A 16,452-nucleotide genomic window follows, 5' to 3' on the forward strand; every position below is an offset into this window, starting at 1 on the left:
TGCTGGTGCCGGTGCGTCGGCAGTCCTACTCGGGACGGTGGCCCACCACGGCCGGCAATTCGCGATCGGTGAAGCAGGATTCGGTGCCGGTGTGGCAAGCGGCGCCCACCTGGTCGACCTGGACGAGCAGCGCGTCGCCGTCGCAGTCGAGAGCCACGGACTTCACGAACTGGTAGTGGCCGGAGGTGTCGCCCTTGCGCCAGTATTCCTGGCGGGAACGCGAATAGAAGGTGACCCGGCCGGTGGTCAGCGTGCGGTGCAGCGCTTCATCGTCCATCCAGCCGAGCATCAAGACCTTACCGGAATCGTACTGCTGCGCGATGGCGGCAAACAGGCCATTGGCATCGCGCTTGAGGCGAGAGGCGATCTCCGGGTCGAGGCTGTGGGATTCAGGGCTCGGAATCGAGCCGTCGTTAGAAGTAGGCATCCCCATTAGCATACTGGTTTTCCGCGGAATCCTGAGACCTGTGACGTACCGCTCGTCGACGCGCCATGCCGACTGGGCGACACCTCTCTCGCCTTGCACAATTAGTCAGTTGCAGCGTGCTAGTTTCGGAAGTGATGCACTTAGTTCAGGCTTCCAGACTTGCGTTGGCCGAGACCCTGCTTGCGGCAGGACCTACCGCCGACACCCTTTGCGACGGTTGGCAAACCCGCCATCTCGCCGCGCACCTCGTGTTGCGCGAAAGCTCGCTGCTTTCCGCCGGCACGTTCTTCAAGCCGCTTTCCAAGAAGCTTGAAGCGAAACTGAACCAGATGGTGGTCGCGGCGCAGACCCCGGAAGGCTACGCGAAATTGGTCCGCAGCTTCCGCTCGGGTCCGCCCGCGTTCTCGCCATTCGCCATCGACAAGGTCAACCAGTCGGCGAACCTCTCGGAGTTCTTCATCCATACCGAGGATGTTCGCCGGGCCCGCGGCCAATGGGCTCCGCGGGTGCTGGACAAGGAGTACACAGAACTGCTCTGGCAGTCGCTGACCCGCATGTCCCGGCTGCTGTTCCGCCACGCGCCCATCGGCATTATTCTCACGCGTCCCGATGGCCAGCGCCATGTTGCCAAGAAGGCGCCGAACGCTGTGTCCATTACCGGACCGGTTACCGAGCTGATGATGTATTCGTTCGGCCGCATCGACCAGAGCCTCGTTTTGTTCGAGGGCGGCGAAACCGCATTGGAAATCGTCAAGGGATTCAAGCCGGGGCTGTAGCACTCCCCCGGTTATCCACATTCGTGGGTGGGCCGTCCATGTTCGTTTCGCACCAGCCTAGGATTTCGAGCAATCGATATCCAACGGCTTCGGAGCTTGAACATGAATACCCAGAAAATCGTTCGCCGTTACTCTAGTGCTGCTATCGCTGCGGTCCCCGCTTTCGTCCTGGTTGCCCTGGCATCAGCGCTGATCATGTCCGTAGCACCGGCCGAGGCCGAATCTTCGGCTTCATCGCCGACGGGATCTTACACCGCAGAAGCGACGCCACCCAGCGAACCGGATCCTCCAAACTCGGCAAGCCTTCTGTATGGAAAATCGGATTACGGGGCGCTCGAAGCTGCACGGCGCTTCTTCCGATTTCTCGATTACGAAATCCTCTATCGCTCCCCCGCCGATTTCGCGCCGATAGTTACTGGCAAATGCGAATTGGAGCAATGCTGGAAAACGTTCCAAGATCAAGACGAACTGAGAAAAGGGCCAGAAGACAGCCAGATCGGTGGCTACCACTATCTCCGCACGGACTACATCGTCCAGTTCGACGGAAACCAGGCCTACCTGATGGGAGAGCTCACCTTGTCCCCACGCTCCCTGCTACGACCAGATCAGGAAGTCATATTCTTCGAAGAACAAAATCTGGGTGAGATCACCGTAGGACTTGAATATACCGACACCGGGTGGAAAGTCTCGGACGTCTCACTTGATAATCCACGTTCAGCAACGCGGCGCGACACTTGAAACTGGGTACATTCAAACCAGTTACACTGCTCAGTTCTGCCCTGAAGCCAATGCCGCATCCGACGGTCAAAAGTTTCGCGTCTGCACGTCTGATCTGAATCAATCGTCGTGAGAGTTCACAGTGATTCCGAGATAAGGCGTGGCAAGTTTTCCACAGATTCATCGAAAACTCTCCACTTTCCTGAAACACAGGCATAGGATGGCGCACAACCTCGCATTCCCAATGATCATGGAGAGTTCGAATGGACACGCCGAAAATTGCAGTTGTCGCGTCGGTTGCCGCAGTTGCACTCGCACTATCAGGCTGCAGCACAGGGAACGCTGAGGAACCAACCAGCTCAGCGTCGCTTGTCGAAGCCGTCCCCTCGGCGTCATCGCCTAAGTCAATTGCCCCCTCGGCGAGTGAAACTGATAAATATGAACCAGCATCGGCGAATGGCCCAGCCAAAAATGTCCCTGTCCCCAAAATGCCAGCTGCAGCCAAAAAGAATTCTGAAGACGGGGCTGCTGCCTTTGCGGAGTACTACTTCGATTTGGTCAATTACACAATCGAAACTCGTGACCCGGACTTAATTAGGAAGGTAACAACCTCAGACTGCACTGTCTGCAAAGAATCTACTATTGACCCTGCATCCAGAGCAGAAATAAGCGGAAAATGGCAAGTTGGCGGAAAATACCATCCTGAAGTAATCGACTCGTATATTTCTGGCAAGAATCTCGCAATTGTTACAGTTCGATACACCGCTGACGCCGCCCAATATTACTTAGTTCCAAATGAAATCGATTCAGAACTCTCTGAACTTGGAGCCACAGAGACTGCACTAGGATTAGAATTCGATAAACAGTGGAAAATTTACTCGATTGCCGGAGTGGAAGACTGATGAGGCTCAGAGCAGAATTGTCAATCACACTTCTTGCAGTTTCCCTTGGCATTACTTTACTCTCAAATACTGTCATACTCACCGAAAAGTCCGCTTCTGACAAGGATCAGGTGTTTTTCAACAACGATGAAATCGAAGAAAGGTATACGGAAAGGAACTCCCCCGATGATGCGCCTAGGAACAATATAAATAACCGGAAAGATCGCGAAAAACACGACGAATATGATCTTGAGAAAATCCCCAAGAATAAGAAATTCATGTACCGTGATTTTGAGGCCTGCATACCCGGTCAAGAGTCTGTCAATAGTTGTGACAGCAATCCCGATCAAGCCCGTTGTGATGACGGAACTTATCCGATCACACGCCAACTCGTCGATGACGAAGGACGATTCGTAAGACAATATCGTTTTTGTCCGGGCGATCCTCCCCAATTTGAGATCCCTAAAGATCAACTGGTTCCAGAAATCTTAATTGACATCGAGCGGTTCAGATCTTATCCAATCAAGGCATCCACTATTAAGAGCGAACCTAATGAGTTTTCCCTACGGAATGGAAACACTCATCTATGGGCGACTGCGGAAAATCAAACATTCAATTCAAATTTATCTGGATCCACCGTTCGAATAAAGGCGATTCCGATTCAATGGAATTGGAACTATGGTGACGGGACCACTCGGAATTTAGATTTCCCTGGAGAACCGGCGCCAAACCATACATTGAGAGATGAAACCCCCACGAGTCATTCTTATGGTGAGACTGGCAAGTTCAAGGTCGGGGTTACCACCCTCTACCGAGGAGAATTCAGCGTCGATGGAGGCCCATGGCAGGCCATACCCGGTCAAGCCGCCGTCGTAAGCACACCGATTGAAATCGACGTTTGGCGCACTGAGAAGGAGCTCATTGCCAACGATTAGCCAAGTACAGCATGAGGCCCAGCGCCATGTGGTGCTGGGCCTCATGCTTGGATCCTAGCGAACTGGGTAACCAGCTTCGCGGATCGCTTGCTTAACCTTGGCGATCATGTCCTTCGGTCCGAAGTGGAAAATCGAGGCTGCCAATACTGCGTCGGCACCCGCTTCGATCGCTGGAGGGAAGTCCTCAGGCTTTCCCGCGCCACCCGATGCGATCAGCGGAACCGAGACCTCGGCGCGAACCGCACGGATCATTTCCAGATCGAAACCATCCTTGGTGCCATCAGCATCGATCGAGTTCAGCAGGATCTCCCCCACGCCTCGTTCGGCAGCTTCCTTCGCCCAGGCTACGGCGCACATGCCGGTGCCCGTACGACCGCCATGGGTAGTGACCTCGTAGCCCGATGCGATCGACGGATCATCGGTGCGGCGCGCGTCCAGGGACAGCACGAGTACCTGGGAGCCGAAGCGCTGGGTGATCTCGTTGATGACCTCGGGACGGTTCACCGCCGCGGTATTGATCGAGGCTTTGTCGGCACCGTTGCGTAGGAGCCGATCGACGTCTTCAGCAGTGCGGACGCCACCGCCCACGGTCAGCGGGATGAAGACTTCTTCTGCGGTGTGACGGACCACTTCGTAGGTGGTTTCACGGTCCGAACTGGATGCGGTGACATCGAGGAAGGTCAGCTCGTCGGCACCTGCGTCATTGTAGCGGCGGGCAAGCTCAACTGGGTCGCCAGCATCGCGAAGGCCCGCGAAGTTGACGCCCTTGACGACTCGTCCGGCATCGACGTCGAGGCAAGGAATAACACGAATTGCAACGCTCATCAGCGGAATTTCCTTGTCTACTTAGATGCGGCAGGCGTGGATCTGGCTGACCAAGATGGCACGTGCGCCAACGTCATAGAGTTCATCCATTATGTTGTTCGTCTGCGATTTCTTGACCATGGCGCGCACGGCGACCCACTCGGAGTTGGCAAGGTCCGACACGGTTGGCGATTCCAGGCCTGGTGTCAGTGCGCAGGCCTTGTCGGCCAACTCGCGGCGTACGTCGTAGTCGAGCATGACGTACTGGCGAGCAACTAGCACGCCATTGAGGCGGCGGATCAGCACATCCAGGCCAGATGGCTTGTGCCCGACACGGCCGATCATGACCGCTTCGGAGTTCAGCAGCGGATCGCCGAAGATCTCCATGCCGGCGGCCTTGATGGTGTTGCCAGTTTCAACGACGTCGGCAATGGCATCGGCTACGCCGAGGCGGACCGAGGACTCGATGGCGCCATCAAGGCGAACGATTGAAGCTTCGATGCCGGACTTCTCGAGGTAGTGGCGCAGCAGCACGTCGTAGCTGGTGGCAATGCGCTTGCCATTGAGCTGCTGGGCATCGTTGAATGCGCCAACCGGGGCAGCGAAGCGGAAGGTCGACTTGCCGATGCCCAGCGAGAGCTGCTCTTCGACAGCGTCGTCGACATCTGCATCGAGGTACAGGTCGCGGCCGGTGATGCCTACGTCCAGGATTCCGCGGCCGACATAGACAGCGATATCGCGGGGACGCAGATAGAAGAATTCGACTTGGTTGTCCTCGTCGACCAGGACCAGTTCGCGGGAATCGCGGCGCTGGAGGTAGCCAGCTTCCTTGAACATGGTGGAAGCGATTTCGGACAAGGCACCCTTGTTGGGTAGGGCTACGCGGAGCATTTTTGACTCGTTTCGTCATGAATGGCGCTGCGGCGATTAGCCATAAACAAGCGCCAAGGATTAATTCGTTGGCCGTTGTTTCTGCCGCCGTGCGTTGACTGCGGCCTGATCGGCAATGGATCAGGCCGCAGTCGCGCGACGGCTATAGATGCTTGTAAACGTCGGCTAAGGTCATGCCCTTGGCGATCATGAGAACCTGCAGGTGGTACAGCAACTGGGAGATTTCCTCCGCCGCGGCCTCATCGGTTTCGTACTCCGCAGCCATCCAAACTTCGGCGGCTTCCTCGACGATCTTCTTGCCGATGCCGTGGACACCAGAGTCGAGTTCGGTGACGGTACGTGAGCCTTCCGGGCGGGATTGTGCCTTGAGCGATAGTTCGCTGAAGAGCTCGTCAAAAGTTTTCACGGAACTTATCCTAGCTGTTTTCTTTTCCGGTGCCGTATTCTGGTGGCCCTTTGTGACAGGGCCGCCCCGCGGCTAAGGCAGTGCGGCTACCGTCATGACGGCAGCCGAGTAGGCTTCATAGCCCTTGTCCTCACTGGAGTTCTCCAAGCCAGCGCGGTCCAGGGCCTGCTCTTCGTTATCGCAGGTGAGCACGCCGAAACCAATAGGGGTTTTGGTGTCCACACTCACATTGGTTAAGCCATTGGTCGCTGCCATGCAGACATAGTCGAAGTGCGGGGTTCCGCCGCGGATGACCACACCCAGCGCGATGACCGCGTCGTAGTCCCCTGCGAGGGTGGAAGCCGCGACCGGCAACTCGAAAGTGCCCGGTACCCGAATCAGGGTGGTGCTGGATTCCAGGCCGGCGTCCTTGGCGGCGCGCTGGGCACCGTCAATCAGTCCGTTCATGATCACTTCGTGCCAGCTGGCGGCTACGATGGCCACCTTGAGCTGGGAGAACTTCTCATCACTGGCCAGGGCGGCCAGCTGTTCGCTGACGTCGGTTGGTGCGCCATGCTTGCTCATCTTGATGCTCCTTGGTTCTTCTGGATTCGTCGTGTTCAGGCGCCGTGGTAGGCGTCGGATTGCTGGTCATCGTCGGTATCGGGCAGGTCCAGATGGTGGCCGAAGCGAATCTGCTTGGTCCGCAGGTAGGCGGAGTTCTGCTCGCGCGGCGCGATCTGCAGGCCGACCAGCTCGGCCACCTTGATTCCCGCGTCGTTCAGTTGTTGCTGCTTGTCCGGATTGTTGCTCAGCAAGCGGATCTCGTCCAGGCCCATTGCCTTGAGAATTGCGGCGACGGCGAAGTATTCGCGGGCGTCGGCCGGGAATCCCAGATGCAAGTTGGCGTCCAGGGTGTCCATGCCGTCTTCCTGCAACGCGTAGGCGCGCAGCTTGTTGGCCAGCCCGATGCCGCGGCCTTCATGCCCGCGGATGTAGATGATGTGGCCGCCTTCGCGGGCGATGGCTTCCAACGATGCATGAAGCTGTTCGCCGCAGTCGCAACGGTACGAGCCGAAGATGTCCCCGGTGAGGCATTCCGAATGGATGCGCACCAGGTTACCCGGCGCGCCGCCATTGGGACCTTCATGGCTGAGCACGATGTGCTCGTGGTTCTCTGCGGTGGCTGCTCTGGCGGTGAAGTCCCCGAAGGCGGTAGGCAGCTTGATCGGGTCGGTCAGCTCGATCTCGTCATTGACCCGGCGCCAGCGGGCCAGGTCGTCAATGGAGATCAGTGGCAGGTCGTGTTCGGCGGCGAAGACCCGCAGGTCATCCAGGCGCATCATTTCGCCGTCGTCCTTGGTGATCTCGCCGATCACGCCCACCGGTTCCAGCCCGGCGGCCTGGCACAGGTCCACTGCTGCTTCGGTGTGGCCCCGGCGTTCGAGCACTCCCCCGGCTGCGGCGCGCAGCGGGAAGATGTGGCCCGGTCGGGAGAGCTGGGACGGCTGGGTGTCCGGGTCGGCCAGCAGGCGGCTAGTCAGCGCACGATCGGCGGCTGAAATGCCGGTGGTGATGCCTTCGGCGGCATCGCAGGTGACGGTGAAGGCGGTTCCCTTGGCGTCCTGGTTGATGCCGACCATCGGAGCCAGGCGCAGCGCGTCGGCACGTTGGGCGCCGAGCGGCACGCAGATCACCCCCGAGGTGTAGCGGATGGTGAAGGCCATCAGTTCGGCCGTGGCGTGCTGGGCGGCGAAGATGATGTCGCCTTCGTTCTCGCGGTCTTCGTCGTCGACAACGACAACTGCACGACCCGCGGCAAGGGCCGCCAGCGCGGTTGGGATGGAATCAAGCGTTGACGTAGCCATTACTGCTGGCCTCCGAATTCATTCAGGCGTGCCACATACTTGGCGAGCACGTCGACCTCGATATTGATCTTGTCGCCCACCTGGCGGGTGCCCATGGTGGTTTCGGCCAGGGTGATCGGGATGATGCCGACCTCGACCCAGTGGTTGCCGGCATCCGCTGCCGGCGAGACCGCGGTGATGGTCAGCGAAATGCCGTCCAGCGCAATGGAGCCCTTTTCGGCGGTCAGCGGCGCGTACGCGTCGTCGATGCCGATGCGGAAGGTGGTCCACTGGCCGTGGTCTTCGCGGGCCAGCACCGTGCCGACGGTGTCCACGTGGCCCTGCACCACGTGTCCGTCGAGCCGGCCGCCGGCTGGGGTGCAGCGTTCCAGGTTGACCTGGTCGCCGGTTTTCAGGGCGCCGATGGTGGTGCGGCGCAGGGTTTCGCCCATGACGTCGACGCTGAGCTTCTCGCCTTCCAGCTCGGTGGCGGTCAGGCAGACCCCGTTGACGGCCAGTGAGCCGCCCAGGCCCAGGTTGTCGGTGTGGCCCGGGGCGCGCAGGGTCAGTACTGCCAGGTCCTTGCCGGTGAAGGTCTCGATGCCTTCGATGACGCCTTGGCCGGTGACAATTCCGGTGAACATGTTTACTCCTTGAAAATTTTGGGGTTGCCTGCGATCAGTCACGGGGCAGCGGTTCCAGGTGCAGGGCAATGTCGTCGCCCAGCCTGGTCAAAGACTCGTTGCTGGCCGAATCCAGCCGGAAGCGCCGCGCATCGGCAAGCGTGGTGGTGTTCGGCATGTTGACCGATGAGCTGCCTGCGCCGATCAGCAGCGGCGCCTGGTAGCAGTAGATCTCGTCGGCCAGATCGGCTGCGATGAAGGCCGAGGCGACTGTGGCGCCGCCTTCAACCAGCAAATGGGCCAGGCCCAGCTCATTGGCCCGGGCGATAACCTCGTGCACGTCGTGGCTGCGGACCTGCGCCCAGTCATCACCCTGGGCGAGCGCCAGATCAGCCGGCAGATCCCGCTCGCCCATGACCAGCCGGAAGGGCTGGTGCTCATGCAACTGGCCATCGGGGGTTCGGGCGGTCAACCGCGGGTTGTCGATGATCGCGGTGCTGGTGCCGACGAGAATGCCATCGACTCGCGAGCGCAGGGCGTGCGCGTGACTGCGCGACGCCGTGGACGTGATCCACTGGCTCGTCCCGTCCGGTGCGTTGATCCGGCCGTCGAGCGACTGCGCGATCTTGACGGTGATGAACGGCCGGCCCTCATCCTTGGCGATGAACCAGCGGTGGTTCAGCTGCTTCGCGGCGGAAGAATCAGCCAGCTGGGTGGCCTGGGTTCCGTGGCTGCGCAGGTAGTCGGCGCCTCCGCTGGCGGCGGTGTTGTCGGGGACAGCGTAGTACACGTGGCCAATGCCGGCTTCCACAATGGCCTGGGCGCAGGGACCGGTTCGGCCGGTGTGGTTGCATGGTTCGAGGGTTACTACCATCGTCAGCTCGCGGGCCTTGGCCGCAGGCATCTTGCCCAGTCGGCGCAGTGCGTCGATCTCGGCGTGCGGGTGCCCGGCACCGATATGGAAACCGGTGGCAATGATATTTCCCTCTGCATCCAAAACGCAGGCGCCGACCAGCGGGTTCGCTCCGCGGTGGCCCCGACCGGCGGTTTCCAGCGCAGTGCGCAATGCCGCGTCGAGCTGCTGGGTCGTGATCATGGTGCTATTCCTTTCAGCGTTTGCGCGAAATAGTCGGATCGAGCATTTCGGTTTCGATCTGGGGTTTGGCACCGCGCTTGGAATTGGCCCAGACGAAGAAGCCGACCAGAGTGAATGCGCCGTAGAACAGGTACATGAAGGCGCTGGCGTAGTATCCGGCGGAGAACAGCAGGGGCACGCCCACTGCGTCGACGGCAACCCAGATCAGCCAGAATTCCACCCAGCCCTTGGCCATGCCGTAGGTTGCGAGCAACGAGCCGACGAAGGTCCAGGCATCCGCCCAGACCGGCTCATAGGATCCGAGCATGCGGAAGATCGGGGTCAGTGCGACGGTGCCGAGGATCAGCACGGCAATCAGGCCCAGTCGGGTCTTGCCGGACGCCCATTGCGGGGTCACCGCGCTGCCGGTGCCGTCCTTGGCCTGCTTCCAGCGGTACCAGCCGAAGACCGATACGGCAATGAACATGATTTGGCGGCCTGCTTGGCCCCAGAGATTGGCTGTGTAGCCGGTATCGAAAATGCTGCCCAGGAAGACCGTCAGCAGCAGGAGGTTGCCGACTATGCCAATGGGCCAGGCCCAGACTTTGCGGCGCATGCCGCCCACGGCGCTTGCCAGGCCGAAGATATTGCCTACGACTTCGCGCACCAGCAGTGCCGACGAGCCGATCGCGATTTGTGAGTTGAAAGCTTCAATGAGCCACCGCAGGAAATCCATCATTCCACCCTTCTCGAAGCGGCGGCTCCGGGGGTGTGCATTTGATGGGCCTGTGGCTCTGCTTTAGAAGATAGCCCCTGTGAGGGCTACCGGCAGTACCAAAAGGCATATCAAATTCGTGCTTCTCCCATCCAGACTTTAACTGTCGGTACTGGAATTCCACCAGTTCAACCGTTCCCTCAGCTTGTGGCTTTGGTTGCGGGTCGCGGACTATGACCGCCGGTTCGGACTTTCACCGACCCCGGAGCACGTATTCGTGTTTACTGAAAACATTCTGGCACACTTTGCGTGGTCCTAGTGACCACCCAGCGCAAGATTGCGTAATACGTCGATTTCCACCGATGGCTCTTCTGCCGAGTACACCGCGGAACCGGCAACAAAGACATCCGCCCCGGCTTCGGCGGCACGCAAGATCGTGTCGCGCGAAATGCCGCCATCGACCTGCAGCGCAATCTGCTTGCCGCTGCCGTCAATGGCTGCGCGGGCGCGCTTGATCTTCGGAAGGACCAGATCCAGGAACTTCTGCCCGCCGAAACCTGGTTCCACGGTCATCAGCAGAACCATGTCCAGCTCGCCGAGCATATCCAGGTAGGGTTCGATCGGTGTTGCCGGGCGCAGGGCCATGGAAGCCTTGGCGCCGGCCGACCTCAGTTCGCGGGCCAAGCGGATCGGGGCTGCCGATGCCTCGGCATGGAAAGTTACCGAGTCCACGCCGAGCTGCGCGTATTCCGGCGCCCAGCGATCCGCGTTCTCGATCATCAGGTGCACGTCGATGGGCAGCTTGCTGACCTTGCGCAGCGCATCAACCACCGGCAATCCGAGGGTCAGGTTGGGCACGAAATGGTTGTCCATGACATCCACGTGAACCGCGTCTGCGGTGTGGATGCGTTCCAGCTCGCTGGCAAGGTTCGCGAAATCTGCGGACAGGATCGACGGGTTGATCCGCGCGTTAGGCATGGATGCTCCTCGGAATACTCGGGGCTTGGCTAGGCTTTTTTGGTCAGGATTGCCATGAACATGGCATCGGTGCCGTGCACATGCGGCCACAATTGCACGGTGCTGCCCTCGGCCAGCGCATGTCCTGCCGGCCGGGCGTCCTGATGCATCACCGCGGAAACGGCGGCACTGGTATCCAGCAGAGCAGCATTTTCGTGGCGCTTCAAGAAGTCTTCCACAATGAGGCGGGTTTCCGCCTGATGCGGCGAACAGGTGACGAAGCCGATGACTCCTCCGACGCGTACCGCGTTGAAGGCGGCGTCGAGCAGCTCGCCTTGCAATTTGGTCAGCTCAGGGATGTCCCGTGGTGCCTTTCGCCAGCGTGATTCCGGGCGGCGGCGCAGTGCACCCAGTCCGGAGCATGGCGCGTCGACCATGATGCGGTCGTAGTCCCCCGCATAATCCTCGCCGCCAAAGATGCGTCCGTCTTCGCCGGTGACCATCCAGTAGTCATGCGGCACAGCATCCAAGGAGTTCTCGACCAGCCGGGCACGGTGCGGGGCCGGCTCATTGGCGGTCAGGCGGGCGTCGCGCTGCACAGCGATCGCCGCGAGCAGTGCAGCCTTGCCGCCTGGACCTGCGCACATATCCAGCCAGTAGCGGTCTTCGCCGGCTTCGGGCAATTCGATAGCAGCCAGGGCGCGGGCCATGACCTGGCTGCCGGCGTCTTGGACGCGCACGGTGCCTTCCTTGACACCAGGCACACGTGAGACGTCGCCGTGCTTGTAGGTGGCAGAATCCGCGAGCAGGGTGCCTCGCTCTGCGCCGGATTCCAGCGCTCCGGACAGATCGCCCAGGCCGGGCAAGGCTACGAGGTTCACCACCGGGGCCAGGTTGTCCGCTTCCAGCAGGGCTTCAAGTTCACTCGCGTCGCGGCCATGGGCGATCAGTGCGCCACGCAGGGCGCGGACAATCCAGTCCGGGTGCGAGTGCTCGATGGCCAGGCGCTCGGAATCCGATGCGGCGGCATTGCCCAGCTGTTCGGTCCATGCAGCGGCTTCCTGGGCGGACACGCGGCGCAGCACCGCGTTGATCAGGCCAGATGGGCCGGCGCCAATTTGCGCACGAGCCAGTGACACGGTTTCATCCAACGCTGCGTGCTTGGGCACGCGCATGGCCAGCAGCTGGTGGGCGCCCAAGCGCAGCGCATCGAGGATCGCCGGATCCAGCTCGGCCAGCGGGCGGTCGACCAAGGTGGCCAGGATCGCGTCGTAGAAGCCCTGGCCACGCAGGGCCCCGTAGGCCAGTTCGGTGGCGAAGCCCGCGTCGCGGCGGTCGAGCTGGTATTCGCGGATCATCTTCGGCAGCACCAGGTTGGCGTAGGCATCCGCACTGGATACTTCGCGCAGGGTCTTGAAAGCTACCAGGCGTGCCGGGTCGGCCGCGCGCTTGCGCTGCCCGGGTGCGGCTGCTGAATACTTGCGCGGGCCCGACTGGCCGCGGTTGCGGGTACGTCCCTGCTCGTTGCGGCGTACGTTATCGCGGTGTCCACCGCGAGGTTCCTGCCCGCTCATGCGAAGCTCACTTCCGTTCCCTGGGTGAGCACTCCTCGTGCCCAGTCGCTGGCGTTCATCATTTTCTTGCCCGGAGGCTGGATTTCGGTGGGTTGCAGGGCCCAGGTGGCGGTGCCGATGTAAACCTTCGGCTGCTTGCCCGGTTCGATGTGCACTTCGCCCGGTGCAAGGTCGGTGATCTCACGGTGCTCACGCAGCGGGCCGAACTTGAAACGCTTGTCCTCGACCTTGACCCAGGCACCAGGGGCAGGAGTGGTTCCGTGGGCGCGCCGGCGGATTTCGGTGGCGGTCCGGGTGAAGTCCAGTTCCGCATCCACGTCGGTAATCTTCGGTGCGTAGGTGTGCGATCCGGACTGCGGAACGGCAACGGCCTGGCCTGAAGCCAATGCCTGCAGGGTCTGCACCAGCAGCGTCGACCCGGAACGGCTGAGCCGTTCGAGCATGATGCCTGCGGTGTCCAGCTCACCGATGCTCTCGGTGACTTGCCCGAAGACTGGTCCGGTATCAAGGCCGGTTTCCAGCTGGAAGGTGACTGCGCCGGTGATGTCGTCGCCGTTGATAATGGAATGCTGCACCGGAGCTGCGCCCCGCCAGTGCGGCAACAGCGAGAAGTGCAGGTTGATCCAACCATGGGTTGGGACGGCCAAGGCCGCTTCTGGCACTAGTCCCCCGTAGGCGACGATGGCCGCGGCTTCAAGTTCCAACGCCGCAAGTTCAGCCGTAGTTTCTTCGGTGATCTTGGCGGCCTTGATGATCGGCAGGCCAAGTTCTTCGGCTCGGGCAGCGACCGGCGAAGGAGTCAATACGCGTTTGCGACCCAACGGAGCATCGGGACGTGTGAGCACTGCGGCAATTTCAAAGCCGGCTTCGTGCAGGTAGTCCAGGGAAGTGACAGCGACCTGTGGCGTGCCGGCGAACAAAATACGCATGAGCTAGAACCCCAATCCTGCGCCAAAGCTGGAGCCGAGGGCCCCTGATCGTCTTTTCACCGTGGCGTTGGCGGTCTGCGAGTAGTTGTTGGCCCGCAAGGTGCGCCACGCCGCTTTCTTTTCTTCTGGTTCCAGCCGGTCCAGGAACAGAATGCCGTCCAGGTGATCAGTTTCGTGCTGGAAGCAGCGGGCGAGCATGTCGGAACCTTCGATTTCCACCGGATTGCCGAACTTGTCGAAGCCGGTCGCCTTGACGTGGCTCCGTCGTCGAACTGGCGCTGCAATGCCCGGGATGGACAGGCAGCCTTCTACCTGGTCGTCCTGGTAATCGTCGCTGAGCTCCAGCACCGGGTTCACGATATGTCCGCGTTCTTCGCCAATTTGGTAGGTGAAGACGCGCAGGGACACGCCAACTTGAGGCGCGGCGAGGCCTGCACCTGTGACGTTTTCCATCGTCTGGTCCATGTCTTCGACGAGCTTCTGGAGCTCCGGGCCAAAGTCGGTCACCTCCTGCGCTGGGGTGCGTAGAACGGGGTCTCCGATGATCCGAATTCCCAAAATCGCCATAATCCGCTGGTACCTTCCCTGCCGTGGATATTGGTATTAGGTTTCGCAATGCCGAAAGCTAACCGTTCCAGTCTACGCGGTGAAGGGAGGGCTTTACTGAGCTGGCGGCGTGATTTCGACCAGTGAAGCACGCGACTGGGCAATCTTGAATGCAGCTTCCCAGTTCCGCCGCAAAGCATAGAACTTCGACCAGTAGTCGGGCAATGCCGGCGGCGGTGCCATGAAGGTCCGCGAACCGGTCTCGCCAAGGGCCACAGCGAGCAGCATCGTGTCGGTGCCGTATCCCCACTCTTTCCATGCGCCGCGCTCGGCATCCACGACTTGCTCTTCTGCCTTGCAAGCGGCCGCCAGCTGCATGATGACTTTGTCATCGGGGCGCTTGACGAAGCCGTCCCGATCGGTGTTTTTGGTCTTGTAGTCCACGAGGCAGGTTCGGCCGCCGATCTTTGCGACCAGGTCAATGGTGCCCGCGTAGCCGACACTGTGATTCCATACCGTCACCTCTGCGGCAATGGGCTGGACATTGTAGTCATCCCACCATTGGTCAAAGTGGCGTGCGAACCCCAACTCGTTGTTCGCTTCGAGCGCGGCTTGGGCTGCTTCCAAATCATGTTCCAGATCCAGCGCCCGCAGTGCTCGCTGCTCAGCGTAGTTATGCACTCGATCACCGCGGGCCGCGGCGGAGTCCCGATAGGCCTCGGCAGCACCGGCGGCATCGCGTATCAGGGTACGCAACTGGCCACGGTCACCCACTGCGTGCACCAGTCGATGATCGTCCGAGAGTGCCTTGGCCGCCATGTACCCGGCCCAACCAGACAGGTCCAGCTTGTCCATGGAGATGACTGTGGTGATGGATGGGACAATCGCTTCGCCTCCGACTTGTCGGCAGTACATGCGGCCCAGGTCTGTTTGAATAGCCAGTTTTGGTGACGTCATGCACACGATCATGGCACGCGCTCGGCCTGCTTCGCTCCTAGTCGTACCGGAAAAATGAATTTTCCGCGTAGTTCCGCGGATTTCGGGCGTGTGAACCAGATCTCAGCGTTTCGATTTGTGGGGATGCGAAAACTCGTATAGAGTTTTTACTCGTTGGAGCGAACGGAAACGTTCAGTAAACAACACATTTTGCGGACATAGCTCAGCTGGTAGAGCGCAACCTTGCCAAGGTTGAGGTCGCGAGTTCGAACCTCGTTGTCCGCTCGCAAAAAGATTCACCGACTAGGTAAAACTAGTCATTCTGACTCCGGTCAGTATGGTGGGGTGGCCGAGAGGCGAGGCAGCGGCCTGCAAAGCCGTATACGCGGGTTCGAATCCCGTCCCCACCTCGCAATGAAGATTGCTTGATCTTTTTAGCGCGATTGGCGCAGCGGTAGCGCGCTTCCCTGACACGGAAGAGGTCACTGGTTCGATCCCAGTATCGCGCACGGACTCATGGTTCACCAGACCATGGATCTAATAATTGAATATATGCGGTCATAGCTCAGCTGGTAGAGCGCAACCTTGCCAAGGTTGAGGTCGCGAGTTCGAACCTCGTTGACCGCTCTGTGAATTCAAATTCTGAATTTGGATTCTGTCGAGATTCCTTGTGGATCTTCGGCGCGATTGGCGCAGCGGTAGCGCGCTTCCCTGACACGGAAGAGGTCACTGGTTCGATCCCAGTATCGCGCACGGACTCATGGTTCACCAGACCATGGATCTAATAATTGAATATATGCGGTCATAGCTCAGCTGGTAGAGCGCAACCTTGCCAAGGTTGAGGTCGCGAGTTCGAACCTCGTTGACCGCTCCAAATAATTGAATACATGCGGTCATAGCTCAGCTGGTAGAGCGCAACCTTGCCAAGGTTGAGGTCGCGAGTTCGAACCTCGTTGACCGCTCAAGATAAAGATGGGAATCACTTTTCGTGATTCCCATCTTTGCTTTAACCATCCTTTCCAGCCACCACCATCAGCATGCCGCGTGAGCGGACAACCTGTGCACTGCCTGACAGACACCAGCAAAACATCTAGATAGCTGGGGAAATTTTCGTTTTATGCTTCCACGCATTGGCAAGAGCATCTAGGGTGGTTAGTAGTTGTGGAGCTGAAGGGGTTCCCACAGACGAATGGAGGTGCAGCATGGCAGGATTTGATGATCTGCGTGGCAAGGCAGAGGAATTCGCTAAAGAGAACCCAGAGCAGGTATCCCAGGGTATCGAGCAGGCTGGCGATTTTATCGATGATAAGACCGGCGGCAAGTTCGCAGAGCAGGTAGACGGCGTCCAGGACGGCGCTAACGACTACCTGAACGGCCTTGGTGGAGGCGAAGGCGAGAACAACGAGGGCTAATCCCCTCGCAGTACTCCCCTCG

General features: G+C 59.9%; 19 protein-coding genes, 7 tRNA genes and 1 riboswitch. Of the genes, 12 read left to right on the forward strand and 14 right to left on the reverse strand.

Annotated features, from left to right (window positions below; all coding sequences use genetic code 11):
- Positions 1-25: 25 nt before the first annotated feature.
- Positions 26-427, reverse strand: coding sequence for a phosphoribosyl-AMP cyclohydrolase (gene hisI / locus ACR9WD_RS09785; RefSeq protein WP_038991804.1), 402 nt, complete (start codon positions 425-427; stop codon positions 26-28).
- A gap of 134 nt (positions 428-561) precedes the next feature.
- Between hisI and ACR9WD_RS09790 the strand changes: the two genes are divergently transcribed.
- The 4 genes from ACR9WD_RS09790 (at position 562) to ACR9WD_RS09805 (ending at position 3,736) form a co-directional block, all read left to right on the forward strand.
- Positions 562-1,203, forward strand: coding sequence for a TIGR03085 family metal-binding protein (locus ACR9WD_RS09790; protein WP_038991805.1), 642 nt, complete (start codon positions 562-564; stop codon positions 1,201-1,203).
- A 102-nt stretch (positions 1,204-1,305) separates the two neighbouring features.
- Complete coding sequence (locus tag ACR9WD_RS09795; protein ID WP_434922015.1) at positions 1,306-1,941, forward strand: hypothetical protein; 636 nt, start codon at positions 1,306-1,308, stop codon at positions 1,939-1,941.
- Between the two features lie 242 nt (positions 1,942-2,183).
- A complete protein-coding gene (locus ACR9WD_RS09800) occupies positions 2,184-2,822 on the forward strand; it encodes a DUF6318 family protein (RefSeq protein WP_285672990.1) in 639 nt (212 codons plus the stop codon).
- Entirely contained in the window at positions 2,822-3,736 is a 915-nt protein-coding gene (locus ACR9WD_RS09805; protein WP_190263708.1) for a hypothetical protein, read from the forward strand. The genes ACR9WD_RS09800 and ACR9WD_RS09805 overlap by 1 nt, the downstream gene beginning before the upstream one ends.
- 54 nt (positions 3,737-3,790) lie before the next feature.
- On the opposite strand, the gene hisF is transcribed toward ACR9WD_RS09805, so the two are convergent.
- From hisF to ACR9WD_RS09870, 13 genes are all read right to left on the reverse strand, one after another.
- Positions 3,791-4,561 carry an imidazole glycerol phosphate synthase subunit HisF gene (gene hisF, locus ACR9WD_RS09810; RefSeq protein WP_121866973.1) on the reverse strand — a complete coding sequence of 257 codons (771 nt, stop codon included), beginning with the start codon at positions 4,559-4,561 and terminating at the stop codon, positions 3,791-3,793.
- A gap of 21 nt (positions 4,562-4,582) precedes the next feature.
- Entirely contained in the window at positions 4,583-5,431 is an 849-nt protein-coding gene (hisG, locus tag ACR9WD_RS09815; RefSeq protein WP_038991809.1) for an ATP phosphoribosyltransferase, read from the reverse strand.
- A 142-nt stretch (positions 5,432-5,573) separates the two neighbouring features.
- Complete coding sequence (locus tag ACR9WD_RS09820) at positions 5,574-5,837, reverse strand: phosphoribosyl-ATP diphosphatase (protein ID WP_038991810.1); 264 nt, start codon at positions 5,835-5,837, stop codon at positions 5,574-5,576.
- Between the two features lie 72 nt (positions 5,838-5,909).
- Positions 5,910-6,401 carry a 6,7-dimethyl-8-ribityllumazine synthase gene (ribH, locus tag ACR9WD_RS09825; protein WP_066138867.1) on the reverse strand — a complete coding sequence of 164 codons (492 nt, stop codon included), beginning with the start codon at positions 6,399-6,401 and terminating at the stop codon, positions 5,910-5,912.
- A gap of 35 nt (positions 6,402-6,436) precedes the next feature.
- Positions 6,437-7,684, reverse strand: a complete 1,248-nt coding sequence (locus tag ACR9WD_RS09830; RefSeq protein WP_066138870.1) for a bifunctional 3,4-dihydroxy-2-butanone-4-phosphate synthase/GTP cyclohydrolase II — start codon at positions 7,682-7,684, stop codon at positions 6,437-6,439.
- A complete protein-coding gene (locus ACR9WD_RS09835; RefSeq protein ID WP_121866975.1) occupies positions 7,684-8,307 on the reverse strand; it encodes a riboflavin synthase in 624 nt (207 codons plus the stop codon). Before ACR9WD_RS09835 ends, ACR9WD_RS09830 begins: the two co-directional genes overlap by 1 nt.
- 34 nt (positions 8,308-8,341) lie before the next feature.
- Positions 8,342-9,382, reverse strand: a complete 1,041-nt coding sequence (gene ribD / locus ACR9WD_RS09840) for a bifunctional diaminohydroxyphosphoribosylaminopyrimidine deaminase/5-amino-6-(5-phosphoribosylamino)uracil reductase RibD (protein ID WP_038991817.1) — start codon at positions 9,380-9,382, stop codon at positions 8,342-8,344.
- 13 nt (positions 9,383-9,395) lie between these two features.
- Positions 9,396-10,097 (reverse strand): nicotinamide riboside transporter PnuC, encoded by a 702-nt coding sequence (gene pnuC / locus ACR9WD_RS09845; RefSeq protein ID WP_038991902.1) that lies wholly within the window; start codon positions 10,095-10,097, stop codon positions 9,396-9,398.
- A 115-nt stretch (positions 10,098-10,212) separates the two neighbouring features.
- A riboswitch (FMN riboswitch) is annotated at positions 10,213-10,350 on the reverse strand.
- 41 nt (positions 10,351-10,391) lie between these two features.
- Positions 10,392-11,054 (reverse strand): ribulose-phosphate 3-epimerase, encoded by a 663-nt coding sequence (gene rpe, locus ACR9WD_RS09850; RefSeq protein ID WP_434922016.1) that lies wholly within the window; start codon positions 11,052-11,054, stop codon positions 10,392-10,394.
- Between the two features lie 29 nt (positions 11,055-11,083).
- Positions 11,084-12,607, reverse strand: coding sequence for an RsmB/NOP family class I SAM-dependent RNA methyltransferase (locus tag ACR9WD_RS09855; protein ID WP_434922017.1), 1,524 nt, complete (start codon positions 12,605-12,607; stop codon positions 11,084-11,086).
- Positions 12,604-13,536: a methionyl-tRNA formyltransferase gene (fmt, locus tag ACR9WD_RS09860; RefSeq protein ID WP_434922018.1), complete on the reverse strand. Its 933-nt coding sequence runs from the start codon at positions 13,534-13,536 to the stop codon at positions 12,604-12,606. The genes ACR9WD_RS09855 and fmt overlap by 4 nt, the downstream gene beginning before the upstream one ends.
- A 3-nt stretch (positions 13,537-13,539) precedes the next feature.
- The gene (def, locus tag ACR9WD_RS09865) at positions 13,540-14,103 is read right to left on the reverse strand and encodes a peptide deformylase (RefSeq protein ID WP_190263712.1); all 564 of its coding nucleotides are present in this window, start codon (positions 14,101-14,103) and stop codon (positions 13,540-13,542) included.
- Positions 14,104-14,196: 93 nt separating this feature from the next.
- Complete coding sequence (locus ACR9WD_RS09870; RefSeq protein WP_246857049.1) at positions 14,197-15,039, reverse strand: cytochrome; 843 nt, start codon at positions 15,037-15,039, stop codon at positions 14,197-14,199.
- Between the two features lie 191 nt (positions 15,040-15,230).
- On the opposite strand from ACR9WD_RS09870, the gene ACR9WD_RS09875 reads away from it, so the two are divergent.
- From ACR9WD_RS09875 to ACR9WD_RS09910, 8 genes are all read left to right on the forward strand, one after another.
- Positions 15,231-15,303 (forward strand) — tRNA-Gly (locus ACR9WD_RS09875).
- A gap of 54 nt (positions 15,304-15,357) precedes the next feature.
- Positions 15,358-15,428: transfer RNA gene (locus ACR9WD_RS09880), tRNA-Cys, on the forward strand.
- A gap of 27 nt (positions 15,429-15,455) precedes the next feature.
- Positions 15,456-15,527 (forward strand) — tRNA-Val (locus ACR9WD_RS09885).
- Between the two features lie 45 nt (positions 15,528-15,572).
- Positions 15,573-15,645: transfer RNA gene (locus ACR9WD_RS09890), tRNA-Gly, on the forward strand.
- Between the two features lie 54 nt (positions 15,646-15,699).
- A tRNA-Val gene (locus tag ACR9WD_RS09895) sits at positions 15,700-15,771 on the forward strand.
- Between the two features lie 45 nt (positions 15,772-15,816).
- Positions 15,817-15,892: transfer RNA gene (locus tag ACR9WD_RS09900), tRNA-Gly, on the forward strand.
- Positions 15,893-15,907: 15 nt separating this feature from the next.
- A tRNA-Gly gene (locus tag ACR9WD_RS09905) sits at positions 15,908-15,980 on the forward strand.
- 240 nt (positions 15,981-16,220) lie between these two features.
- Positions 16,221-16,430: an antitoxin gene (locus tag ACR9WD_RS09910; protein WP_038991825.1), complete on the forward strand. Its 210-nt coding sequence runs from the start codon at positions 16,221-16,223 to the stop codon at positions 16,428-16,430.
- Positions 16,431-16,452 lie beyond the last annotated feature (22 nt).

Source organism: Glutamicibacter sp. PAEs-4, from assembly GCF_051161755.1.
Classification (GTDB): domain Bacteria; phylum Actinomycetota; class Actinomycetes; order Actinomycetales; family Micrococcaceae; genus Glutamicibacter; species Glutamicibacter nicotianae.